This window comes from Bacillus sp. AFS018417 (assembly GCF_002560985.1).
GTDB lineage: Bacteria > Bacillota > Bacilli > Bacillales > Bacillaceae_G > Bacillus_A > Bacillus_A rhizoplanae.
The window spans coordinates 1-24,847 of the sequence record NZ_NTTM01000002.1; the positions used below are offsets into that span (position 1 = coordinate 1).

At 37.9% G+C, this 24,847-nt stretch carries 26 protein-coding genes and 1 other annotated feature; of the genes, 3 read left to right on the plus strand and 23 right to left on the minus strand.

Going from position 1 to position 24,847, the window contains the following annotated elements; genetic code table 11:
* From safA to nadB, 4 genes are all read right to left on the minus strand, one after another.
* On the minus strand, nucleotides 1-380 hold a 380-nt coding region (safA, locus tag CN326_RS00270), incomplete at its 3' end, for a SafA/ExsA family spore coat assembly protein (RefSeq protein WP_141524941.1).
* A gap of 279 nt (nucleotides 381-659) precedes the next feature.
* Nucleotides 660-1,766: a quinolinate synthase NadA gene (gene nadA, locus CN326_RS00275; RefSeq protein ID WP_098305036.1), complete on the minus strand. Its 1,107-nt coding sequence runs from the start codon at nucleotides 1,764-1,766 to the stop codon at nucleotides 660-662.
* Between the two features lie 30 nt (nucleotides 1,767-1,796).
* A complete protein-coding gene (gene nadC, locus CN326_RS00280) occupies nucleotides 1,797-2,630 on the minus strand; it encodes a carboxylating nicotinate-nucleotide diphosphorylase (protein ID WP_098305038.1) in 834 nt (277 codons plus the stop codon).
* A gap of 21 nt (nucleotides 2,631-2,651) precedes the next feature.
* Nucleotides 2,652-4,178, minus strand: a complete 1,527-nt coding sequence (nadB, locus tag CN326_RS00285) for an L-aspartate oxidase (RefSeq protein ID WP_098305040.1) — start codon at nucleotides 4,176-4,178, stop codon at nucleotides 2,652-2,654.
* A gap of 136 nt (nucleotides 4,179-4,314) precedes the next feature.
* On the opposite strand from nadB, the gene CN326_RS00290 reads away from it, so the two are divergent.
* From CN326_RS00290 to CN326_RS00300, 3 genes are all read left to right on the plus strand, one after another.
* Complete coding sequence (locus tag CN326_RS00290) at nucleotides 4,315-5,457, plus strand: IscS subfamily cysteine desulfurase (protein WP_098305042.1); 1,143 nt, start codon at nucleotides 4,315-4,317, stop codon at nucleotides 5,455-5,457.
* Nucleotides 5,454-5,999 carry a transcription repressor NadR gene (locus tag CN326_RS00295; RefSeq protein ID WP_098305044.1) on the plus strand — a complete coding sequence of 182 codons (546 nt, stop codon included), beginning with the start codon at nucleotides 5,454-5,456 and terminating at the stop codon, nucleotides 5,997-5,999. Before CN326_RS00290 ends, CN326_RS00295 begins: the two co-directional genes overlap by 4 nt.
* A 90-nt stretch (nucleotides 6,000-6,089) precedes the next feature.
* Nucleotides 6,090-6,737: an MOSC domain-containing protein gene (locus CN326_RS00300; protein ID WP_098305046.1), complete on the plus strand. Its 648-nt coding sequence runs from the start codon at nucleotides 6,090-6,092 to the stop codon at nucleotides 6,735-6,737.
* Nucleotides 6,738-6,769: 32 nt separating this feature from the next.
* On the opposite strand, the gene pheA is transcribed toward CN326_RS00300, so the two are convergent.
* The 19 genes from pheA to CN326_RS00395 all read right to left on the minus strand — a co-directional run bounded on the left by pheA (nucleotide 6,770) and on the right by CN326_RS00395 (nucleotide 24,678).
* A complete protein-coding gene (pheA, locus tag CN326_RS00305; RefSeq protein WP_098305048.1) occupies nucleotides 6,770-7,624 on the minus strand; it encodes a prephenate dehydratase in 855 nt (284 codons plus the stop codon).
* A gap of 96 nt (nucleotides 7,625-7,720) precedes the next feature.
* The gene (locus CN326_RS00310) at nucleotides 7,721-9,628 is read right to left on the minus strand and encodes an ABC transporter permease (RefSeq protein ID WP_098305050.1); all 1,908 of its coding nucleotides are present in this window, start codon (nucleotides 9,626-9,628) and stop codon (nucleotides 7,721-7,723) included.
* Between the two features lie 49 nt (nucleotides 9,629-9,677).
* Nucleotides 9,678-11,591 (minus strand): ABC transporter permease, encoded by a 1,914-nt coding sequence (locus CN326_RS00315; protein WP_098305052.1) that lies wholly within the window; start codon nucleotides 11,589-11,591, stop codon nucleotides 9,678-9,680.
* Nucleotides 11,566-12,342 (minus strand): ABC transporter ATP-binding protein, encoded by a 777-nt coding sequence (locus tag CN326_RS00320; protein ID WP_098305054.1) that lies wholly within the window; start codon nucleotides 12,340-12,342, stop codon nucleotides 11,566-11,568. The genes CN326_RS00315 and CN326_RS00320 overlap by 26 nt, the downstream gene beginning before the upstream one ends.
* 93 nt (nucleotides 12,343-12,435) lie before the next feature.
* Entirely contained in the window at nucleotides 12,436-13,518 is a 1,083-nt protein-coding gene (locus tag CN326_RS00325; RefSeq protein WP_098305056.1) for a sensor histidine kinase, read from the minus strand.
* Nucleotides 13,508-14,215: a response regulator transcription factor gene (locus CN326_RS00330; protein WP_098305058.1), complete on the minus strand. Its 708-nt coding sequence runs from the start codon at nucleotides 14,213-14,215 to the stop codon at nucleotides 13,508-13,510. The genes CN326_RS00325 and CN326_RS00330 overlap by 11 nt, the downstream gene beginning before the upstream one ends.
* Nucleotides 14,216-14,360: 145 nt before the next feature.
* Entirely contained in the window at nucleotides 14,361-15,647 is a 1,287-nt protein-coding gene (gene obgE, locus CN326_RS00335) for a GTPase ObgE (RefSeq protein WP_098305059.1), read from the minus strand.
* Nucleotides 15,647-16,195: a sporulation initiation phosphotransferase B gene (locus CN326_RS00340; protein ID WP_098305061.1), complete on the minus strand. Its 549-nt coding sequence runs from the start codon at nucleotides 16,193-16,195 to the stop codon at nucleotides 15,647-15,649. Before CN326_RS00340 ends, obgE begins: the two co-directional genes overlap by 1 nt.
* Before the next feature lie 65 nt (nucleotides 16,196-16,260).
* Nucleotides 16,261-16,551 carry a 50S ribosomal protein L27 gene (gene rpmA, locus CN326_RS00345; RefSeq protein ID WP_017150650.1) on the minus strand — a complete coding sequence of 97 codons (291 nt, stop codon included), beginning with the start codon at nucleotides 16,549-16,551 and terminating at the stop codon, nucleotides 16,261-16,263.
* 3 nt (nucleotides 16,552-16,554) lie between these two features.
* Nucleotides 16,555-16,899 (minus strand): ribosomal-processing cysteine protease Prp, encoded by a 345-nt coding sequence (locus tag CN326_RS00350; RefSeq protein ID WP_098305063.1) that lies wholly within the window; start codon nucleotides 16,897-16,899, stop codon nucleotides 16,555-16,557.
* Between the two features lie 11 nt (nucleotides 16,900-16,910).
* Entirely contained in the window at nucleotides 16,911-17,219 is a 309-nt protein-coding gene (gene rplU / locus CN326_RS00355; RefSeq protein ID WP_098305065.1) for a 50S ribosomal protein L21, read from the minus strand.
* Nucleotides 17,220-17,233: 14 nt separating this feature from the next.
* Nucleotides 17,234-17,311 (minus strand) — a sequence feature (ribosomal protein L21 leader region).
* Nucleotides 17,312-17,388: 77 nt separating this feature from the next.
* A complete protein-coding gene (locus tag CN326_RS00360; RefSeq protein ID WP_098305067.1) occupies nucleotides 17,389-18,771 on the minus strand; it encodes an Rne/Rng family ribonuclease in 1,383 nt (460 codons plus the stop codon).
* Between the two features lie 62 nt (nucleotides 18,772-18,833).
* Nucleotides 18,834-19,694 (minus strand): M50 family metallopeptidase, encoded by an 861-nt coding sequence (locus CN326_RS00365; RefSeq protein ID WP_098305069.1) that lies wholly within the window; start codon nucleotides 19,692-19,694, stop codon nucleotides 18,834-18,836.
* On the minus strand, nucleotides 19,687-20,427 hold the full coding sequence (locus tag CN326_RS00370) for a M23 family metallopeptidase (RefSeq protein WP_098305071.1): 741 nt from the start codon (nucleotides 20,425-20,427) through the stop codon (nucleotides 19,687-19,689). The genes CN326_RS00365 and CN326_RS00370 overlap by 8 nt, the downstream gene beginning before the upstream one ends.
* Nucleotides 20,428-20,681: 254 nt before the next feature.
* On the minus strand, nucleotides 20,682-21,479 hold the full coding sequence (gene minD, locus CN326_RS00375; protein ID WP_098305073.1) for a septum site-determining protein MinD: 798 nt from the start codon (nucleotides 21,477-21,479) through the stop codon (nucleotides 20,682-20,684).
* Nucleotides 21,480-21,481: 2 nt separating this feature from the next.
* Nucleotides 21,482-22,168, minus strand: a complete 687-nt coding sequence (gene minC, locus CN326_RS00380; RefSeq protein ID WP_098305075.1) for a septum site-determining protein MinC — start codon at nucleotides 22,166-22,168, stop codon at nucleotides 21,482-21,484.
* Between the two features lie 35 nt (nucleotides 22,169-22,203).
* Nucleotides 22,204-22,746: a rod shape-determining protein MreD gene (mreD, locus tag CN326_RS00385; RefSeq protein WP_098305077.1), complete on the minus strand. Its 543-nt coding sequence runs from the start codon at nucleotides 22,744-22,746 to the stop codon at nucleotides 22,204-22,206.
* A 12-nt stretch (nucleotides 22,747-22,758) separates the two neighbouring features.
* Nucleotides 22,759-23,613, minus strand: a complete 855-nt coding sequence (gene mreC / locus CN326_RS00390; RefSeq protein ID WP_098305079.1) for a rod shape-determining protein MreC — start codon at nucleotides 23,611-23,613, stop codon at nucleotides 22,759-22,761.
* Between the two features lie 48 nt (nucleotides 23,614-23,661).
* Entirely contained in the window at nucleotides 23,662-24,678 is a 1,017-nt protein-coding gene (locus tag CN326_RS00395) for a rod shape-determining protein (protein ID WP_098305081.1), read from the minus strand.
* Nucleotides 24,679-24,847: the final 169 nt, after the last annotated feature.

Sequence of the window (24,847 nt, forward strand, 5' to 3'; positions counted from 1 at the left end):
TGTATAGGCTGCTCCTTTTGAACTTCTTTTTGTGGTTTCAATTGCATTTCCTTCTGCGGTTTTTGCGCTGCTGGTTTTTCTGTAATTGGTCCAGCTTGTGGAACGGCCTCCTCCTCTTCTTCTATACCAAGAGGTTTAGGCGCAACTGGAAATTCTTTTTGCTGCACTTCTTTTACATATTCTTTTGGAGGGACTGAACCAGCACCTGGATTTTTTTTAATCGAAACACTGTTAGATGGTACTTTAATTTTCATGCCCGGCATAATTAAGTCTGGATTACTGAGCTGTGTATTCGCGTTTTTTAATGCTTCAAAATCCACCCCGTACTTTTTCGCAATTTTCCAAAGGGTATCCCCTTTTTGCACGATATGAATTTTCAAATTTTCCCCCTCCTGTATAACTTATCTATAATAAAGTGAAACTTCCATCAGTGGAGGTTTTCTTCATCCCCCACTGACGGTTAGTTGAACCAATCAGGCTTTTACGGACAGTTATCTCCACCTATCTTCTTCGCTTTTCTCTGAATCTTAAGGTGGGGGTCTTACTGTCCGTTAATGCGGGATAAAAACGGATATTAACACAATGATTGCTTCAACACAATGTATGCTCATGAAAGAAGAATTATGTACAAAAGAAAAAGCAACGGAAATCCGTTGCTTCTATGCTCGCTCTAACATTCTGTTTAGCGCAAGTACTGCTTCTTCCGTTATTTTTTTATCTACTTGAATTACATTTACATGCTCGCCGCGCTCGATTGCTTCAAGTGCCCATAGTAAATGTGGTAAATCAATGCGATTCATCGTTAAGCACGGGCACATGAATGGATTTAACGAAATAATCTCTTTATCTGGGTGCTGCTGAATAATACGATTGACTAAGTTCATTTCTGTACCGATTGCCCACTTACTTCCGGACGGAGCTTTTTCAATCATATCAATAATATATTTTGTTGAACCTGCATAATCAGAAGCTGCAACAACTTCATAACAGCATTCTGGGTGAACAATAATATTCATATCTGGATGATTTTTTCTTACACTTTCAATATTCTTCACAGTGAAATTTTGATGGACGGAACAATGCCCTTTCCATAAAATAACCTGAACGTCTTCCATATTCCCATCATATTCTAATGAATCTGTGTGCGGATCCCAAACAGCCATTTTTTCCAATGGTACACCGAGGTCATACGCTGTATTACGTCCTAAATGTTGATCTGGTAAGAATAAAATACGTTCTTTTTGTGTAAACGCCCATTTCACCATCTCTTTCGCATTAGAAGATGTAACTGTCGCGCCGCCATTTCGGCCGCAAAATGCTTTGATTGCAGCAGTTGAGTTTACATATGTTAACGGAAGCATTGTATCTCCGAATAATTGCTGCAATTCTTTCCAAGCTCGCTCTGTTTGTTCGATATCAGCCATATCGGCCATGGAACAACCAGCTCGCATATCAGGAAGAATGACAATTTGTTCATCTGTTGTTAACATATCAGCTGTTTCTGCCATAAAATGAACACCGCAAAACACAATATATTTTGCTTCTTTATTGCGCGCTGCTACTTGCGCAAGCTGCAGGGAATCTCCCGTTGAATCTGAAAATTGAACGACCTCATCTTTTTGATAATGATGCCCCGGAATGAAAAGCTTTTCCCCTAACTTTTCTTTAATCTCACGTACACGCGCTTCCATTTCTTTAATTGCCATTGTTTGATAACGCTCTGGTAACATTGTTTCAATCGGTTGCACTGTTTCTAAAATACTCATCTGTGAAGTCCCCCTCTTCCCTTCTCACAATCACACTTCAATATTGAAACTAATATCTAATGCTTTAACAGAATGAGTTAATAATCCTAACGAAATGTAATCTACACCTGTTTGACCATACTCTGCTAAATTTTCAATCGTAATTCCACCAGAAGCTTCCGTAACAATCGCACTTGGGACAAGCTTACAGTATTCACGTACTTCTTCTGGCATACGATTATCAAACATAATAATGTCCGCCCCGGCAGCAACTGCTTCTAACACTTGTTCTTTCGTTTCTGTCTCTACTTCTACTTTCACCATATGTCCAAGTCGCTCTTTCACTGCTGTTACCGCTTTTGTAATCGAACCAGCGAACGCAATATGATTATCTTTAATCATGACACCATCATATAATCCAAAGCGATGATTATAACCACCGCCGCATACAACAGCATATTTATCAAACATACGAAGTCCTGGCATTGTTTTTCTCGTATCACAAATGCGTGTATGATCGCTTCCTAGTGCAGTAACTGCTTTTCTTGTCATCGTCGCTACGCCGCTCATACGCTGAATAACATTTAACACAACACGCTCAGCTGTTAATAAAGAAGCAATCGGTCCTTGTACAGTGGCAAGGATATCTCCGTTTTTTACCATATCTCCGTCTTTTGCATGGAGTGTAACTTCAATCCGATTATCTAATAACGTAAAACCTTCCTTAATTACATCGGCCCCTGCAAAAACACCCGTATCCTTTACTAGGAACGTTCCCCGCGCTTGCAAGTCATTTGGAAAAATAAACTGCGATGTTACATCTCGCTCCCCGATATCTTCTAGAAAAAATTGTTTCAATGCCTCTTTTACTTTTAATGTATTCATAGAACCCCTCTTTTCCCTTTGCTATGCTAATTGTAACTTTTTCTTTCTCATTACAATTTCGTGCACCTCATTACTACGCTTTGGAAAATCACTGCGATAATGACCGCCAATACTCTCTTTTCTTTGCATTGCAGCTTTTGTTAGTAACTGACAAACAGTTAACATATTGATAATCGTTATATCCTCATTTGTAAGGGTTTCATATGAGAGCGGCTTGTTATATATTTCATACTGCTCCAGCCATTGCTTCGCATACAATAAGCCTTCTTCTGTACGGACAATGCCAACATATTTCATCATCATCTCTTGTATTTCTTCTTTTTGCGGTAACTGCATATGTTGTAAATCGCCTTGTATCATTACGTGGCTAGTCACTATTTGTGACCCGATATTTGCTAAAATGTGTTCCCCTACACGTTTTCCAAATACAAGGCCTTCTAATAACGAATTACTCGCAAGGCGGTTCGCACCATGTACGCCATTACATGCGACTTCACCCACTGCATATAAACGGTTGATCGATGTTTCCCCGTTACAATTTGTTTTTACACCGCCCATATGAAAATGAGCACCTGGTACAACTGGAATATACTTATTTTCCAGGTTAACGCCATTCTTTTTACATAAAAAAGAAACGGTTGGAAAACGTTCTTCAAAATTTGAAATAGATGAGATATCTACATACACCGTTTCACCAGCTAACATTTGTTCATGGATGGCACGCGCGACCACATCACGCGGTGCAAGGTCTTGTTGTTCATGAATACGCGTCATAAACCGCTCTCCTTTTGCGTTTCGAAGAATAGCTCCTTCTCCGCGCACTGCTTCTGACACAAGACCGCAACAATCCCCATTTACATATAACATCGTTGGATGAAACTGTACAAATTCTAAATCAACAAGCTCTCCCCCAGCTCTATATACCATCGCTAACCCATCACCCGTAACAGTACGATCATTAGAAGTAAACGCATATACTCCGCCAATACCGCCTGTTGCCAGCACAACACACTGTGCGTAATATTTTTGTATATTTCCTTCACTATCACGTGTAACAACACCGTGACAAGTTTGATTTTCTATCATGAAATCCAAAACCATTTCTTGTTCAACAACCGTCACATATGGAAGTACTTGCTCTGCAAGATGCTCTAGCAAATTTTTCCCGGTCGCATCTCCGCCAGCATGTAAAATACGTCGTTTTCGATGCGCACCTTCTTTTCCAAGGTGTAATCCTCGTTCATCACCGTCAAAGCGCATACCGTTATCTAATAAAGTTTTCATTTCTCTCGGCCCTTGCTCTACTAAATAACGAACAGCTTCCGGATTGTTATAATGACACCCTGCTGTAAGCGTATCTTTATAATGATCATCTGGATGATCGTATGAAGCAACTGCTGCCGCAATCCCGCCTTGCGCCAAATTTGTATTGTTATTCCGTCTCGTTTTCTTTGTGATAATCATCACATTCTTTTCGTGACAAATTGTTTGCGCAACGCGCAGCGCCGCAACCCCGCTTCCGATAATTAAGACATCTGCATTTGGCATTTTCATTGCCCCCTACTTTACACTTTTCAACTGTCTTGACACCTATATTTACATATATTTAAAATAATGACAAGAGCTTTTTATAAAATGACAATAAAAACGAAAAGAAAATCTTATAAAGAAAGGGCTATGCTCTATGATATATATGGATTATGCTGCAACAACACCTATGAGTAAAGAGGCGCTAGAGACGTATACAAAAGCCGCTGAACATTATTTTGGAAATGAACAAAGCTTACATGATATTGGCGGTACCGCCTCCTCTTTATTACAGTCTTGCCGCCAAGCATTTGCTGCTATGATTAGTGGGAAAGAACAAGGTATCTTTTTTACGAGTGGCGGATCAGAGTCCAACTATCTTGCGCTTCAATCATTACTAAATGCTCGAAACGGCAAGCATATCATTACAACACCTATGGAACATGCCTCTATCCGAAATTACTTTCACCTTCTTCAAGAGCAAGGCTATGAAATTACCGAAGTCCCTGTGGATAGCTGTGGCATGATTCAACTTGATGCACTCGAGCGTTCTATTACCGAACACACTGTGCTTGCCAGCATACAACATGGAAACTCTGAAATTGGAACGCTGCAACCAATTGCTGAAATTGGAGCCATTCTCAAAAAACATAACGTCTTATTTCATACAGATTGCGTGCAAACATTTGGGAAAATACCAATCGATGTAACTAAGATGAACATTGATAGTCTCTCTGTTTCTGCTCATAAAATTTACGGCCCGAAAGGGGTGGGAGCATGCTATATAAATCCACAAGTTCGTTGGGGGCAAGTGTTTCCTGGCACCTCTCATGAAAAAGGGTTTCGTCCCGGCACCGTGAATGTTCCTGGCATCGCTTCGTTTATTACAGCAGCGCAGCACATGTTAAAGAATCAACAACTGGAAGTAACTCGTTTACAAGAATTACGAGCATACTTTATTCAGCAATTACAAGCCATTTCACACGAAATACAAGTTGAAGGCCATTCTACTTCTTGTTTACCACATATCATTGGGGTTACAATAAAAGGAATAGAAGGACAGTATACAATGCTAGAGTGCAATCGCCGCGGTATTGCGATTTCAACAGGAAGCGCTTGTCAAATCGGGAAACAGGAGCCTTCTAAAACGATGCTTGCGATTGGAAAAAAACATGACGAAGCGAAGCAATATGTCCGCTTTTCATTCGGACATCAAACAACAACAGAACATATTGATGCAACAATTCATGCACTTATAGCAATTGGAAATCAATTTAATAGAGGGGTTAATAGGAAATGAATCAAAATGAACAAAAAAAGATTTTAGGTGAGGAAAGAAGACAGCTCATTTTACAATGGCTCCTCGCTGCAAGTAAACCGTTATCCGGCAGTGAATTAGCAAAGAAAACAAACGTAAGCCGTCAGGTTATCGTACAAGATATTTCTTTATTAAAAGCACGAAACGAACCCATTATAGCAACGGCACAAGGATATTTATATTTAAAACCGTCAGAAAAACAACATACTACATTCGAACGCACTATCGTTTCTCAGCATGAGCCATCACAAGTACGCCAAGAGCTTACGATACTCGTTGACCATGGAGTTACAATTAAAGATGTAAAAGTTGAACATCCAGTGTACGGAGATTTAACTGCCTTGATTCTGGTAAGTAACCGATTTGAACTTGAACAATATTTAAAAAAGATCGAAGAAACAAAAGCGACTTATTTATCTCAACTTACAGATGGAATTCATTTGCACACAATTGAGGCAGATTCTATTGAAAAATTAAATGCAGCTTGTGAAGCGTTAGACAGAGCTGGATTTCTTGTTTATTAAAAGACGCACAGAGAATTTTACTATCTCTGTGCATTTTTTTATTTTTATCCATGCTACAATAGAAAAAAATGATGGGAAGGGAGAGAATATATGGGAATCGAACTCATTCACTTTAGCATCGGAAAACCAAAAACAATCCAATATGCAGAAGATAAAGAAATGACAACCGGCATATGTAAACGGCTTGTTGAGGATGCTTTTTTATCAAAAGATGGATTTAAAGGAGACGGTGTTGCGGACTTACGTTTTCACGGAGGGCCCGATCGTGCCGTTTGTGTCTACCCTTATGAACATTATGAGCTGTGGGAAAACGAGTTTCATACATCACTTCCTACATCTGCATTCGGAGAAAATATAACAGTCACAAATATGTTGGAACAAGATGTTTATATTGGGGACATCTATCAGCTTGGAGATGCAATTATTCAAGTAACGCAAGGAAGAATCCCATGTAGTACAATTTCGAAAAGACTCGGCATTCCTGGTATTTTACCTCGCATTGTCGAAACTGGCTATACAGGATATTTATGCCGCGTTTTGCAAGAAGGAACGGTTCGAAAAGATTCACAAATTACATTACTCGAACGTCATCCATACCAAGTTTCTATTCTATTTGCAAATGAAGTCTATTTCCGAGGACAAAAAGATGTAGAGAGCATGGAAAAGATTATCGCGGTTCCCGAACTCGCAGAAGATTGGCGAAAATCATTAACAGCACGACTCGCAAAATTAACATAAAAAATCCCATTGCATATGCAACGGGATTTTTTCTATACCCAATAAGAAGAATAACTCCCAAGTAACGTAACCGAAAAGCCAAGTGCTTCTAACTCCATTCTTACTCCCGGAAGCAGGACATCATCATACTCTTTCTCTACATCAATTAAGAAAAAATAATTGCCAAGCCCTGTTTTCATCGGACGAGATTCAATTTTGGAAAGGTTTAATTTTCTCCACGCAAATGCGGATAACACTTGATATAATGCACCTGCATAATCTGAAGGTAACGTTACCATGAGCGTTGTTTTCTTTCCGCGTTGCTCTCCATTTCTCGGCAATTCCACTTGTTCATTCTTATGCAATACAAGAAAACGCGTATGATTATTTTTATGCGTATGAATATCACGCTGTACAATGGATAATCCATATTTTTCAGCCGCTGCCTCATTTGCAATTGCAGCAATTTTTTCTTCCGGATGTTCCATTACAAACTGCGCGGCAGCACTCGTTGATGTCATATCACGCACCGTCACACCTTTTAATTCTTGATTTAAAAACTTATGACACTGCGCAATCGCATGCGGATGAGAATGTACCGCATATACGTCTTGCCATACTTGTACGTGCTGCGGATGAACGAGCAAATGTTGTCGTACAGGCACTGTAATTTCACCAACAATTGGCAATGTTTGCTCATGTACAAGATAATCAATCGTAATATTTACGGAGCCCTCAATTGCATTTTCAAGCGGTACAACTGCAAAGTCTACAACATCATTTGCTGCTGCATCTATACAATCCGGAATGGTTCTATATGGTACATGTTCAGCCTCAGGAAAGAAGCGACTCACCGCCATATTTGTAAATGTTGCTTCTGGTCCTAAATAGCCAACTCGAATCGTCATCTTGTCTCCTCTTTTTCGTTTTCTTACTGTTATACCATAAACCCTCCTATTCTTCTACCTATTTTTTGAATATTAAAACAAAAAGACTAGCAAGAGCTAGCCTATATGTTTCATATATTCTTTTTGCGCAAAGAAGAAATATAGTATACATGCGATGAGATAAACTACAATGACCTCTAAAACGAGCCCTAATGATTTAGATATAAAAAAGGCAACGTAGTACGTATGCAAGGCAACTGCACTATGTATGCTTCCTAGTAAAACAGGGAAAAAGAATAGAATCCCTAGTTGCCAACGTGAAATCTTATATATTTCTTGCTTTGTCATCCCTATTTTTAAAAGAGCTTGATATTGCATGCGGTCATATTCAATATTATGAAACCATTTAAAATAAACTGTGCTACAAGACGCAAGAAAAAAGAGTACACTAATGAATGAACCGATAAATAATACGAGATTCCCTCCGTCTTTCGTCGTCTTATATATGAGCATATTATTGCGCGTTATCCCTTCCGTGCTTTTTGAAATGTGAGCTTGTAATTCTTCGCCTAACGCTTCTATATTCTCCCAATCTCTTAATTCATATCCGCTATATACATATTTTTCATGATCAGGAACCTGACGAGAAAGCTTCTGAAAATCTTGATTATGCATAATAAGAAACCTTCCACTACGCTGATTAGTATCTGTATTAAATACATTTCCTTCATATGCTCCGTTATATGCAAATTGATATATTTCTTCTAACACTTTAAAATTTATGTACTTCTTATGATGCCGAGGCGGAACATCATAATTACCATAATAAACAAATGTTACTGTTCCTTCTTTCGGATGCACCTGCTGCTTCGACTGCCTTTTTGCTTCTCTATTATACTCATCTTCGCTGATCACAGTTGCATAAGACTCTTTATCAGAATCTAACTGAAATGTTACCGGGATTCCAACAAACGTTACATAACGAAAATCATTGACACCGTGCTTACGGAACAGATTTTCAACCGTTTCTTTCTCCATTACTTCCTTAGAACCAATTCCTTTTTCAACATATGAGAAAGCATGAGGCTGATTGTAACGAAATTGTTCTTTCATACTTGAAAAAAATAAATAGACAGAGCCTGTAGCTGTTACTACTATCGTTGTTAACATAGATAAAATAAAGAAAAAACGTCGATTATCTTTTACTGTATGTAACAATTGATTAACAACGAATAAATAAGGATATCGATACATCACACTCTTTCTACTTTTAATCCCTTGTAATACTTGAATCGTACCATGTGTACATACAAAATACGTACCAATTGTCGTTAAAATGGAAACAGGTATAAAATACAAAGCAATATTCATCATCGTCACTTTTGTTGTTAAACCATAGCCAATTCCTATACAGACGAAACCGAACCACCAAAGCCACTTCTTACTCTTTGCGTCCTTTTTTCCTTCCTCAATTTCCTTTAATAAATGAATAATTTCGATTTTCCATATACGTAGTGCACTAAAAATTGATAAAAAAAGAAACATAGTACTGTATGCGATAATCGTTATAACAACAGCTTTTAGACTAAAAATAAACGACAATTGATTCGGCATATTAAGCAATAAACTAAAAATCATAAAAAATAGCTTTAAAAATAACAGACCAATCCCAATCCCGGCAAAGCTCGCAATGAGCCCAACTGCCATTTGCTCCATTATCATCATACATATGACATTCACTTTCGTAGCTCCCATTAATATAAATAGCCCAAATTCTTTTTTGCGAGATTGTATAAAGATCGAACTAGAATAAAGAATGAATATAATGGAAAAAGCAATTACAATCACATCACACACCATAAGGCCCGATTGTACTCCCTTATACACATCACTTATGTGAGGATGCAAAATAATAGATGTATACATAAAAAAAGCAAATACAGAAAAACAACTGCTTAAGAAAAATATTTTATAGTTGTGCCAATTCCCTCTAACATTTTGAAAAGTAAGTTGGTAAAACTTCACCTTTCCACCCCCTTTACAACCCCTTACATACGTAAAAAGCTAGGAACTCCTAGCTTTTTACATGCTTCAAATACCCTCTTTGTGCAATTGCAAAATATAATGCTGATGCTAGTACGTATGCTGTAATAATAACTGCTCCTGACTTCCATAAGTCTAAATACAACATGTTCCCTAACGTATATAATGCAAACCCACTGTGCAGAACACCTATCAAAATCGGAATAAAGAAGATTGCCCCCATTTGTCGCACTGCAATTGTACGAATTTCTTTATCTGTCATCCCGATTCTTTTTAATGAATTAAACTGGATACGGTCCTGTTCTTTATCATTAAACCATTTAAAGTACGTCATACTGCAAGCGAAAAAGAAAAACAGTATTGTTACAAAAAAGCCAATAAACATGGTGATTGAAGCATTTTCTTTTACTTCTTTATATATTAAACTAGCATTCGAAAACGCTCTTTGTTTTTCCGGAGCAATTTGATTTTTCATATCTGTCGCAAGCCCCTCTGTTGCCTTCCAATTATCGATTCCATATCCGTAATATTTCTCTTTCTCTTCATTTGGAACGAAACTCGCGTACTTTGCATAATCTTTCTCATTCAATACTAAAAAGCCAATCTCATTAAATACATTTTCTGTATAAAGTTGATTTAATTTGATGCTTTGCGGTTGATTTTGAACCGTGAATTCAAACGGTTTATTCTGACCTACTTGTATAAAGTCATTTATCATCCCTTCTATAACAAGGGTGCCAGTTCCAGTCGCATTATGGATTTCTTCCTTCTTTTGCGCCTTTGCTTCTTTATTAAACTCTTTTTCAGATATGATCGATAAGTCAAATTCTCGCTCTTGGTCCATCATATTTACTTTCATTTTCCCTGGTACGATCTCAAGCGTAGCTTTTCGCGCATCTTCAAATCCATGCTTCTGCAACAATGCTTGTACATTTTTCTCATCAATGATTTCGTTCGATCCAATGCCTTTTTCGGTATACGCAACCGCATGCGGATGTTGTGAAACCACTTTATTGGTCATATCTTCAAAAAAAACATATAGCGTACCTAACGCTGACGCCACAACTGCTGTAATAATCGAGATGACAAATAGAAAACGAGCATTATCTTTCATTTTGTAAATTAAATTACTTAATACAAACAAGTTTGGCTGCTGATAAAAAAGCGACTTTCTTTTTTGCAGCGCTTTTAGCAAAACAACACTTCCTTGTGTGAATAAAAAATATGTTCCGACAATTGTTAACCCGACAATTGGTAAAAAGTATGTAATAAAATTCATGAACGTTACGCGGAAACAAAGAACGTAAGCGACAATAATACATAGTAAACCGGCTAAGAATAGCCATGTGAAAGAAAACGGCTCCACTCTTTGTTTTCTCGCATCCCGGATTAAATCAACAATTTGTAATCTCCATATCGTCCATAACCCTAGTAGTGATAATACGAAAAAGAGAACGAGATACACACTAGCTGTAATCGTAATCGCTTTTCCATTCCATACAAATGGCAATGATGTTTCAATTCCCACCGCAACACTTACGGCTTTAAAAAAAAGCGGTAAGCCAAGCATACCAAGAGCAATACCAATGACAAGGGAAATGCATCCTAGTATCATTTGCTCTAGTATAATCATTCTTCCTAATTGCCCTTTTGTTGCACCCATTAATGTTAATAATCCTAATTCTTTTTTTCGAGCCCGTAAAAAGATAGAGTTTGAATATAAAATGAATAGGGCTGAAAAAATAACAACAATATAATTCGATGCTTCTAACCCTTTTTCTACACGCATTTTCTGACTAATGTTACCGCCTACCACATCAGGATGATAAATAAACGAAGCATACATAAAGAACACAATAATCGATAAACAGCTACTAATTAAAAACGCTTTATAATTCCGCCAATTACTTTTGACATTATTAAACGCGAGCTGCCGAAAGCTCATGGTGCTCTCCTCCTAACATCGCAAGTACATCTAATATTTCTTGGAAAAAGGCTTGCTTTGTTTCGCCTTTATGAATCTCTGAAAAGATTTCGCCGTCACGAATGAACAAAATACGTTCGCAATAGCTTGCAGCAACAGGATCATGCGTTACCATCGCAATCGTCACTTGCTTCTCTTCATGAAGTTCTTGCAGAGCACCCATTAACGATTTTGCTGATTTGGAGTCTAAGTTTCCTGTTGGTTCATCGGCTAAAATTAAAGTTGGTTGATGAATAATAGCTCGGGCCGCTGCTGCACGTTGTTGCTGACCGCCTGATACTTCATACACCCTTTTATGTAAAATTTCTTCGATATTTAGAAATTTTGCAATCTCTAATACTTTCGCATCAATTTCTTTCACAGGACGGTTTGCCATCACAAGCGGCAAAATGATATTTTCCTTAATTGATAGCGTATCAAGCAAGTTAAAATCTTGGAAGATGAATCCTAAGTGTGTACGGCGAAACGCTGCAAGCTTAGCAGCACGCATTTGACTTATTTCTTCACCGTTCATATAGACATGACCAGATGTTGGCTTATCAATGGTTGCTAGTAAGTTTAGAAGCGTTGTTTTCCCGCTTCCTGATGGCCCCATAATGCCGACAAATTCACCTTCTTCAATTTTAAAGTTAATATTATTTAGTGCTGTCGTCGTTATCGAACCTTTTGATTGATATACTTTTGTTAAACCTTTTACTTCAAGAACACTCATTTTACATCCCCCTATGTACTTTCTTCTTACTTTTACTATAGAAAAAACGAGGGAAAGTAACGAGTGATTTCCCTTACAAAACGGTTTGTTATCTTACAATTTTGTCATTTTCCTCATCATTTGATGATATCCTTTATCTTTCGAGAACTCGAACGTAAATGTTGTCCCCTCATCCTCTATCGACTGCACAGAAATTCCGTGGCTAAGATGATCACAAATTTGCTTTGTAATATATAATCCCATACCTGTCGCTTCTCTTGTTTTCCGTCCATTGACCCCTGTAAAAAATGGCTCGAAAATTCGCTTTATATCTTGTTTTGGAATCCCTATTCCGCTATCACAAATATGTAATGTAATGACACTTTCTGTTTCTTCTATCTGAAATGTAATCTCCTTTTTCTCTTTTTCTGTAATTCTTGTATACTTCAGTGCGTTCATCACAATTTGATTAATTGCAATACTGAGCCACTTTTGGTCCGAAGCTACCATATACTGCTCTTTATCCAACATGACTTTCGGATATACAGAATACTGAATAAATGTTTTTTTATGCTGGTTAATACTATCACGAACAATGTCCACCACATTGACTTCTTCTATTTTATAATCTTTCCCAAACTGCTCAAGGCGTGCCATATGAAGTGCTAAATCTAACCCCTGTAAAATACGATTATTTTCTTCACGAATACTTTCAATCGTATCTCTTGCTTCGCGGTGCGTTTGTCCAAGCTTTTGCAGCAATAATTCAATGACAGATACCGGCGTTTTCATTTGATGAATCCACTGGTTCATAAAGATCGTTTGCTGCTCTCCTTTTACCTGTTGTTCATGCACTTCATTCATATATTGTTGTCTCAAAAGAGAAAAGGCTTCCACAATCGCTTCTTGTTCGTATGAATATGACGAACTAATCGATAAAGAATGATGCAGCTCGTGTCCCTCTGCAATGTAATGTTCTACCTTTTGCAAGAAAGCTTGTCTTTTCCGGTAATCATACATAAGAAAGAAAGCAAAAACGACGATCGATAATAAAAATCCATATAGCCAAGTAGTCCAATTTATAGATTGTTTTTGCAAAGAAGCTTGCAGCTGCAAGACAAGACCAAATAGAACCACACTCATGATGTAAGAAACAAGCAATGCTGCACGGTCCATCACATACTTTTTAAGATTCATGTTCATTCACCCAGTTCGTTAGGAGCGCATATCCATAGCCCCGTTTCGTAACAATTGCATCTACAATGCCAATCTCCTCTAACTTTTTACGAACACGCTTTACATTTACAGTTAAAGTATTATCATCAACAAAAGCAATTTCATCCCATAACGCCTCTAATAATTCTTCTCTCGTTACATATTGATCCGCTTGCTTCATTAAGCATTCTAATAAATAATATTCATTTTTTGTAAGCTCCACTTGCTTTCCTTGCCACTCTACCATATGCTGTGCTGGAAATAAAAGTAACCCACTGACTCCAAAATAATCACTTTCTGTCGATGAAGCATATTCACCGTACACACGGCGCAGTGCACTTTTTACCTTTGCCATGACAATATCTAAATGAAATGGTTTCGTAATGTAATCATCTCCGCCATTTTCAATTGCCATCACTTGATCCATTTCTCCCGTACGTGCGGACACGAAAATAATCGGCGCATTGGAAATAGTACGAATTTGACGGCACCAATAAAAGCCGTCAAAGTATGGTAAATTAATATCAAGTAAAACTAAATGAGGATTCACTTTTGCAAATTCATCTTTTATATGACGAAAATCTTGCACGCGAACTGACTGATAACCGTATTTCTCTAGATGTCCTTCTAAAATATCAGCAATTTTCAGATCATCTTCTACAATTAATATTTTATACATGTAATCTCCACTCCCTTTTTAAAAGCACATGAAGACACCATTGCTACGTGTCTTACATCTACCCATTTTCCATTATAAGGGTAAATTTCCATTTGAGGAGATTTTTTTACTTTGATAAAAAAAAGACTGCCGTATTTCGGCAATCTTAATCGATAAATTCAAATTCATATTCAAGAATTTTTACAATATCGCCATCTTTTGCACCGCGCGCGCGAAGTGCTTCATCAATGCCCATACCGCGCATTTGACGAGCGAATCTGCGCACAGATTCATCACGAGTAAAGTCTGTCATCTTGAATGTTTTCTCAATGTCATAACCAGAAACGACAAATGTACCGTCGCTTTCACGTGTAATCTCAAATTTAGAACCTTCAGCCTCAAATTTGTACATTACACTTGCATCGGATTCACTGATCACTTCATGCACTGGGAATTCTGGTGTTGTTTCTATTAGATTTGCTACTTCAAATAGTAAATCTCGAACACCTTGACGCGTTACCGCAGAAATAGGGAAGATTTTAACTTCATCGCCCACTTTTTCTTTGAACGCTTGTAAATTTTCTTCTGCATCTGGCATATCCATTTTGTTTGCAACAACAACTTGTGGACGCTCTGTTAGACGCAGATTATATTCTTTTAACTCGTTATTAATCGTTACGTAATCCTCATATGGATCGCGTCCTTCTAAACCAGACATATCAATCACATGAACAATAACGCGTGTACGCTCAATATGACGTAAAAATTGGTGTCCAAGTCCAACACCTTCGTGTGCACCTTCAATCAATCCTGGAAGGTCTGCCATAACGAAGCTGCGTCCATCACCTGTTTCAACTACTCCAAGGTTTGGAACAATTGTTGTAAAGTGATATTCGGCAATTTTCGGACGTGCCGATGATACAACAGACAATAATGTTGATTTACCAACACTTGGGAAACCAACAAGTCCAACATCAGCTAACACTTTCAATTCTAGTACTACCTCGCGCTCTTGACCTGGCTCCCCGTTCTCAGCGATTTCTGGAGCTGGGTTCGTTGGCGTCGCAAAACGTGAGTTACCACGTCCACCGCGTCCACCGCGTGCGATAACTGCTGATTGCTCATGCGTTACTAAATCCGCAAGAATTTGACCAGTAGCTTCATCTTTTACAACTGTTCCCGGCGGAACCTTTACAATTAAATCATCCGCTTTACGGCCATGTTGGTTTTTACTCATTCCATGTTGACCGCGATCTGCTTTAAAATGACGCTGATAGCGGAAATCCATTAATGTACGTAATCCTTCGTCTACAACGAAAACAACATCGGCACCTTTACCACCATCACCGCCTGCTGGGCCACCTTTTGGAACATATTTCTCACGACGATATGCAACCATTCCGTTTCCACCGTCGCCGCCTTTTACATATATCTTGACCTGATCTACAAACATTATCTCACCACACTTTTTTCTAGTAGTTGTAATATAACCGAGATTTCTTCCTCTCGCACTGTATAAGAAATGGAAAACCATTTATTATGCTGATTCGCAAGCCATTCTTGTATTTCTTGTACATCTGTTAGCTTGCCACGAAAATCAAAAAAGAAACGAGCATCCTCATCTTCACATTCAACTGTGATACAAACATAATTTTCAACATAAACGTCTAAACTATGCTCAAGCATTTGGAAAAATTGAGCCGTCCATATAGAAACGCTCTCATCTAGATGTGATAAATTATGTATCTTTCCTAATACTTCGTACTCCAACAAGCACGGGTGCCGTTTCCAATTATATGTTAAAATCCATTCTGAAAACTTGGGCATAGAAAGCCCTATCAGATTCGATTCTTGTCTCGCTTCTTGGACAAAACGATTGATGAGCTCATGAATTTCTTCCACTCTTCCAAGCGAAAGATTTCCTTTAATCATCTGCATACGATTGAGCCAATCATGCCTCGAGTGACGCAGCGCATCTATAATTGTCCATTTTTCCTTCATCCATATACCCCTTTAATATAGAAAAACTCTAACCTGCACCCAGGTTAGAGCTTTCCGTGAGTTTCTTATGCCTCTTGAGCAACAGGATATACGCTCACTTGTTTGCGGTCACGGCCAAGACGCTCGAAGCGTACTACGCCGTCAACTTTCGCGTATAATGTGTCATCGCCACCACGACCAACGTTAACACCTGGATAAATTTTTGTACCGCGTTGACGGTAAAGAATTGAACCACCTGAAACCATTTGACCATCTGCGCGTTTAGCACCAAGACGTTTTGACTGAGAGTCACGACCGTTCTTTGTACTACCCACACCTTTCTTAGATGCGAAAAACTGAAGATCTAATCTTAACATACGTTACACCTCCTGCACTTTTTCTATTAATCGGATATATTTTCCGTAATCAAGTTCGATCGTTTTTAGCGAAACAACCATGCCCTCTAATAGAAAACATGCTTTTTCTCTTATAGAATCATCTAGATCACTAGGCAATTCATACATCAAGAATCCGCCATCTTTTCCAAGTTCAATAGTTGCTTGCACATTACAAAGTGATTCCACAGCATTTATCACACCAAACACAACCGCCGTTGTTCCAGCGCAGACAAGATCTTGTCCATGCGGCGCAAAATTAGCGTGTCCGGTCATTTTAAATGATTGGATACTTCCTAATTCCGTGCGATTAATCGTAATTTTAATCATGACAACCCGAATTAAGCGTTGATTGCTTCAATCACTAATTTCGTGTATGGTTGACGATGACCTTGTTTTTTACGATTGTTCTTTTTCGCTTTGTATTTGAAAACGATGATTTTCTTAGCGCGACCTTGTTTTTCAACTTTCGCAGTAACTGTTGCACCTTCTACAACTGGGCTACCAACTTTAACAGCTTCGCCACCAACGAAAAGAACTTTGTCAAAAGTAACAGTTTCACCAGCTTCTACGTCTAATTTCTCTACGTAGATTGCTTGACCAGCTTCAACTTTAATTTGTTTTCCACCTGTTTCGATAATTGCGTACATAATTGCACCTCCTCATAATTACTAAGACTCGCCAAAACGAGGTAGACATACAATGTCATTTTGTAACCTGTCCTGTGCGGTTGTAGCATATAGCCGTTTAGGTGCTATAAACTATAACATAGAGATGTTATCACGAAACACAGCCTATTGTCAATGAATGTTCTACTAACTATTTTTTCCGTGCACATATCTCTTCCTTTGTTCCAAAACGCTGAATCGTGTAACGCACGGCTGCATCATCAATAAAATAAATTTGAAACGATATATTACGGTGCAATTCTTTCTGAAAAAAGATTTGCTGCACATTAGGATGAGCAGCGATAAGAACGGCTTCGTCATCTGTTCCATTATAAGCGATCAGTTCTCTCTCTAGCTCGTATGCTACTGTTTCATGTGATAAAACATAACCGCTACTTTGACAAATCGTACAATCTGCTAATAGCACATCACGAAGCGATTGTTTTTTTCGTTTTCGTGTCATTTCTAAAATACCAAGCTCTGTAAATCCTAATACTCTCGTATAAGTATGGTCTTTTTCTAAGTGAGACTTTACGATTTCTCTTATTTTTTCTTTTTCTTCGCGGCGCTTCATATTAATAAAATCTATTAAAATCATCCCGCCAATATCGCGAAGTCGCAGTTGCCGTGCAATTTCTTTCGCTGCCATTTCATTTGTACGCAGTACTGTATCTTGTAAATTCTGTTTCCCGGTGAATTTACCCGTATTCACATCGATTACAGTCATCGTTTCCATTTGTTCAATGAGTAAATAGGCTCCATTTGGAAGCCACACAACCTTTTGCAGTGCTTTTTCAATTTCACGATCAATTCCATAGCGGGAAAATAAGGGTGTCTTCTCATTAAAAAAGGTAACTTTCTCCGCACCTATTTTCTCTTCGAATTCTTGTATCATACTGCGCTGATCTACAATCACTTCTGAAACAGTCTCTACTGGTATCTCTTGAAGGATACGATCTAAAAAACTAGAAGGAGAATGAACAAGAAGCGGTGCTTTTCCTTTTTGTTCTTGCTTTTTCACAAGTTCAAATTGAGATTGAAGATGGCGCATCTCCGCTTGTACTTCTTCTATTTGCACTTTCTCACATGCAGAACGGAAAATAAATCCTCCTTTTTCTTCAAGCGCAAGAAGTTGTTCTCGTTTCTTCGCATCTTTTATTTTCCGGGAAACGGCAAAAACTGTGTCATAGGGCATATACACGACATATTTCCCGGTAAATTCTATATTCGCTGTTATTTTTGGCCCTTTCGTATCAATTGCTTCTTTCACAACCTGCACGAGAAGCGCTTGTCCTTCATGTAACCGCGTAGATGATGGCACGTTTTCATACGACAAATAAGCCTGCTTCTCCAAACCAATATTAACAAAGGCAGCATTCATACCAGCTATCGTTCGCATAACACGCCCAATATATATATTTCCAACAATTTGTTCTTGTTCATTTCGTTGCCATAAAAGTTCTACAATCTCTTTCTCTTCTTCAACAGCAACTCGTTTTTCCGAACCGATGTAGTTTATGTATAGCTTCTTCAAAGTATATTCCTCTCTTTATCCTTTTTTTATACCATAATAAAAGGTTAGTGTTATCGTCAACACTAACCAATTAACTCTTCTACAGATGATGTTGTTCTTTTTTCTGTAAAATATGCGTAAAGTAATTCATTTTCATCTAGTGTATATTGATTTTTATGATCTCCTTGTATGATAATTGAGTGTTTATATCCTCTCCGAAACTGTGTGAAAATATGATATAGGCTCGTTTCTTTTTCAACTGTAATAGCTGTAACTTTTGCAATTTCTCGTTTTTTCCCGTAGTAGCGCTCTAATAAGAATCTCATAAATGCATAACGGCGTTGTTTCCATTCTTGAAATAAAGAGAATACTAAAAAAAGAAGTAATGTCCACATCATTACATTCTTGCTATTCCAGAAAAGTTGCAGTCCTAATACAGCACTAAAACAAGCAATTGATATTTTCATCATGATGTTATGTGCCTGTAAAAATGGAAAGCGATATGACAATATATTCAGCACAATCTTCCCTCCATCAAGAGGCCAAATCGGCAATAAATTGAAGCACAAAATAATCATGTTATTCCACATAAAAAAATGATAGAAGTCTTCTCCCATCCAACCTACTTTATACAACAAATAAGCAGCGGCTAACATCCATACATGTTGAATAGGCCCCGCTATAATGACAATCAATTCTTCTTTTAACGGCTTATTTCCATGCTCATCAAGCTCAGCCACCCCGCCAAATGGCAATAACTGAATTTGTTTAATACGCCATTTAAAATGGGCCGCCGCTATCGCATGACCTAACTCATGAATAAAGACAATGAAAAATAAAATTAACAATTCTTTAAAACGAGCTGTAAAAATCGCAATCGCCATAATTCCCCAAAACAATGGATGAATGGTAATTTTTGATAAAACCTCACTGTATTTACTCAAATGAAATCACCTGAATTGGATCAATAAATTTTTCATTCTTTTTAAAAGCAAAATAAAATTTCCCATTTTTACCAGTTGTCTCATTCGCAACTGTTCCGATTTTTTGTTTTTTCGCTACATAATCATATAACTTAACTGATGTTTCTCCTAAATTTCCATACCATGATTCCGTACCATCTGCGTGTTGAACTTGAACGATATTTCCAAATTCTTCTTTTTGGCCAACAAAAACAACAATTCCCTCATTTACTGATTCCACAATTGCATTTGCTGCTGTTTGTACAAATACACCTTGTCCGTTTGCATGAAAGTTTTGCATCACTTTCCCTGAGGTGGGAACAGCATAATCCTTTTCTTTCTGAACCGTTTTCTTTTCACTAGAAGGTAAAAAAGATAACGGCTTTCCAAATTGCGATTCATACCACTTAGAAACAGATGCAAATTGAAACTCTTTTTCCATCGCTTGTTTGACAGTTGTACGCGTTCCTTCAAGAGAACTCGTTGTATTTTTAAATAAGATTGCTACAACAAGAACAAGAATTGCAGATAGCAGTAACTTAAAGAGAAATACCTCTTTTCGAAAAAGCGGGTGTGTTTCTTCTCCTTCTTCAATAAGAAGCGGTGTATACTCTTGCTCTTCATATGAAAATAACTCATCTTCTTCTCTTTTTTCCTGCTGTGCTTTCCTCTTAGCAATACGTTTTTTAATTTCTTCTACTCGTTTATTTCTCATCCTGTCCCCTTCCTCTTTCAATCAATTTGTACATATGTATGAGTTGTCCGGGGAAGATATTCATGGGAATGAAGTGAAACTTCCATCAGTGGGGGTTTTTTCATCCCCTACTGATAGTTAGTTGAACCAATCGGGCACACAGCAGTTGTCCCCCTCTTATCTTCCTCGCTTCTCTCTAGATCTTGAGGTGGAGGTCTTACTGCCCAAAAATAGCGGGACAAAAAGAAAGCACTCCGCATATATGCGAAGTGCTCTTAACGTATTCCGAAGAATTTTTTCATTTTCGTGAAGACCGATTCTTTTTCATTTTCAAATGGCTGTAATGGTACATTTTCCCCAAGTAAACGTCTTGCAATATTTCGATAAGCAATTGATGCTTTTCCATTTGGTTGCAATGCTACAGGCTCTCCTGTATTCGTTGCTCGAATAACTGCATCATCATCTTCTACAACACCGAGTAACTCGATTGAAAGAGTACGCACAATTTCATCTACATCCAACATATCCTGTTCATGTAGCATATGACTACGCACACGGTTAATAATTAACTTCGGTGGCTCGATATCTTCTTTTTCCAATAGTCCGATAATCCGATCGGCATCACGCATTGAAGATACTTCTGGTGTTGTAACAACAATCGCTTTATCGGCACCTGCCACAGCATTTTTAAAACCTTGTTCAATGCCAGCTGGGCAGTCAATTAATATGTAATCATAGTCTTGACGTAATTGCTGTATTAATTCTTCCATTTGTTCAGGTGTTACCGCTGATTTGTCGCTCGTTTGCGCTGCAGGTAATAAATAGAGTTCATCAAAGCGCTTATCTCTAATAAGAGCTTGGGGTAAACGACAACGCCCTTCAACAACATCAACAAGATCATATATAATGCGGTTTTCCAGCCCCATTACTACGTCTAAATTTCGCAGACCGATATCTGTATCAATTAAACATATTTTTTTCCCAGATAACGCTAAGGCTGTTCCAATGTTTGCAGACGTTGTAGTTTTTCCTACTCCGCCTTTTCCAGATGTAATAACTATTGCCTCTCCCACAGCTATACAATTCCCCTTTCTAACCTTGTTAAATTAGGTCTAAGATGAGTGAGAAGTTGAATGCGATCGACAACAATGTAATTGTTCTCATTAATGTAGGCACATTCTGCCCCTTCCGCCCCGTCTTCTTTCTCTTCAGGAGCGCGCGTTGTTACGTCGCTAATCCGAAGTTGCATTGGATTCATAACAGAAGCTGTAATAACAGCTTCTGCATCCCCGTAATATCCAGCATGTGCAATACCTCGTAATGCTCCAATAATAAAAATATTTCCTCCAGCGATAACCGTCCCGCCTGGATTTACATCTCCAATTAATAATAAATCGCCTTTTACATGCAATATTTGACCTGAACGAACAATCTTTGAAACAGAAACAATCTCTGTTTCTTCTTTCCATGCCAATGCTTGTTCTTTCGTTACAACATCACTCTCAATAGAATCTACAACTAAATTCTTTTTATTGCGAATTAATGTACGCAATTCTTCCTGCTGTCCTTCTGTCACATAACGATTCCCAACTTTGACCTGTACTTCAATTAACGAGCGTCCATCCCCCTCGTAATAATGGGTTGAAAGCTTTTCGTCAAGTTCTTGCAGCAATTCGCGAAATGAACAGGAATCATCAAGATGTAATGCTAAACCATCTTTCGTTCCTTTTATAGTCACATATTGTTGCTTTTTTTCTGTCACCAATGCTCACCCCACCGATTCAATTCGACATAAAATCAGAAAATCCTTTTTTCTTTTTCTTCCATGGCTTCTGAAAGACGTAAAATATATCGTCTCAGTGGGAAACAAAACAGTAGTAAAAAAATTCCGTTTAATAACAACGTTGGAAGAAGACGATCTGTGAAAAAGATATGCGCTGGCATATGAACACGACCAATTAGTGTCAAAAATCCATACACATAATATTCCAGCGCGGTGATGCTCGCTAATACAATACAGAACACAATAAAAAGATTAAGTTGTAAAATTCGCATTGCATGATATACAAGATAAGCTAAAATCGGATAAGCAAATATATACACACCAACTAGCTCTGTATGCACCATATCAAACAAAAATCCAAATAATAGTCCATAGTAAATACCTTGTACAGAATTAAAGTAAATTGTAACAAAGCATAAAACAATCAGAAAAAAATGCGGAGCTGCAATTGTATTCTTCCAAAAAAGACTTGTTGGCACAATGGTGGAAAACATATTCTCAAGTACAAACACGAAAAGAAGTAGAAGAGGAAGAATTGCTTTTTTTATAATCTCCATCTCTTCCCCCTCCTATTTCCCTAAATCCACTGACGGCATAACTCGTTGTGCGACCATAACATTATCTACATCATTTAAATCCGCCGCAGGTTTTACATAAGCTGTTTGTGTTAATCCGTACTCATCTGATGTCACATCGACGATTTGTCCAATAACCAGTCCTTCCGGGAACACCCCGCCGTAGCCAGAAGTTACAACCATTTGATCCTTCTCTACTGGTACACCAGATGGGATTTTTGTAAAGATAAGCTGTTGCTTCTCTTTATCGTATCCTTCAATTAACCCGAAAACACGTTTATCTCCTTGTACAACAGCTGAAATACGATTTGTTCTATTTAATGAGCTTACTAACTCAACTGTTGAAGTGAATTGTGAAACGCTTTTTACTTTTCCGACTAAACCTTTTGATGTAATAACAGCCGCATCTTTTTGAATACCTTGTTGTGCCCCTTTATCAATTGCAATTAGGTCATACCATTTATCTGGATTGCGAGAAATGACAGTTGCTTGAATTGGATTATAATCACGAAGCGAATCTTTTTTTCCAACAATGTCACGAAGCTCTGCATTTTCTTTCTCTAAGTCTTTCACCTTTACGGACAATTCTGCATACTTGTCCAAGTTTGCTTTTAATTCTTTATTTTCTTCATACGTGCGCTTTACATCTTCTACGTTCTCAAAGAATCCGGCAACATAGTTCGCTGGCTTTTGAAATACACGTTCTACAACTCCTACGGTATCTTTTACAAACTGCTCTGGCCATGTTAGATTTTTCCGTTCTTTCAATGAGATTCCGATCAATGCCACGAGAAGAATAATACTAACTAACAAAACAATTAATCTTTTGTTTAAGAAAAACTGTGGCACGTTCACACCCTCTTAAATTTACTAATTTTTATGCTGAAATAATGGATTTTATCGAGCAGTTTTGAAAAGATGGATGTTGTCTAACGCTTTACCTGTTCCAATTGCTACGCAATCTAATGGATTTTCTGCAACAAGAACTGGCATATTTGTTTCTTCGCTAATTACTTTATCTATGTTACGAAGCAAAGCACCACCACCTGTTAAAACAATTCCGCGATCCATAATATCTGCCGCTAATTCTGGCGGAGTTTTTTCTAATGTATTTTTCACAGACTCAAGAATCGCATCTACTGTATCTTTTAAAGCTGATGCAATTTCTTCTGGGCGAATTGTTATCGTTTTTGGTAATCCTGTCACTAAGTCACGACCGCGAATGTCCATTGGTTCAACATCTTCTACTTCACCAGCAGAGCCGATTTCTAATTTTAATGCTTCTGCTGTTCGTTCCCCAATCATTACGTTGTAGCTTTTCTTAACATATTGAATAATTGCATCATCCATTTCATCACCAGCAACACGAACAGATTGGCTTGTTACAATACCACCTAGTGAGATAATTGCAACTTCTGTTGTACCACCACCAATATCAACAACCATACTTCCTGTTGGTTCCCAAACAGGTAAGTTCGCACCAATTGCTGCTGCAAATGGCTCTTCAATTGGATATGCATCACGTGCGCCTGCTTGACGAGTCGCATCAATTACTGCACGTTTTTCAACAGCTGTAATACCAGATGGCACACATACCATTACATAAGGCTTGCGAGAGAAGAAGCCGTTTGATTTTTGTGCTTGTTGAATATAATATTTCATCATTGTTGCTGTTGTTTCATAATCAGCGATAACACCGTCTTTCATCGGACGAAGTGCTACAACATTTCCAGGTGTACGACCAATCATTTGTTTTGCATCGTTACCAACTGCAACAATTTGTTTTGTATCTGTTTGCAAAGCCACAACAGATGGCTCGCGTACAACGACACCTTTCCCTTTTACGTATACAAGCGTATTCGCTGTTCCTAAGTCTATTCCAAGGTCACGAGTAAAACCACCAATTCCAAACATATCATGTATCTTCCTTTCTAATTTAACAAAAGTACTTTATTTGTTCTTTTAAATACTATTATATTTATATAAAACATAACGTTTTTACATGTTCTTTGTTATAGTGTAGACGAAAGCCTACAAAAAACCCATAACTCACATTATAAAACAAAATAAAGAAAAAAAATAG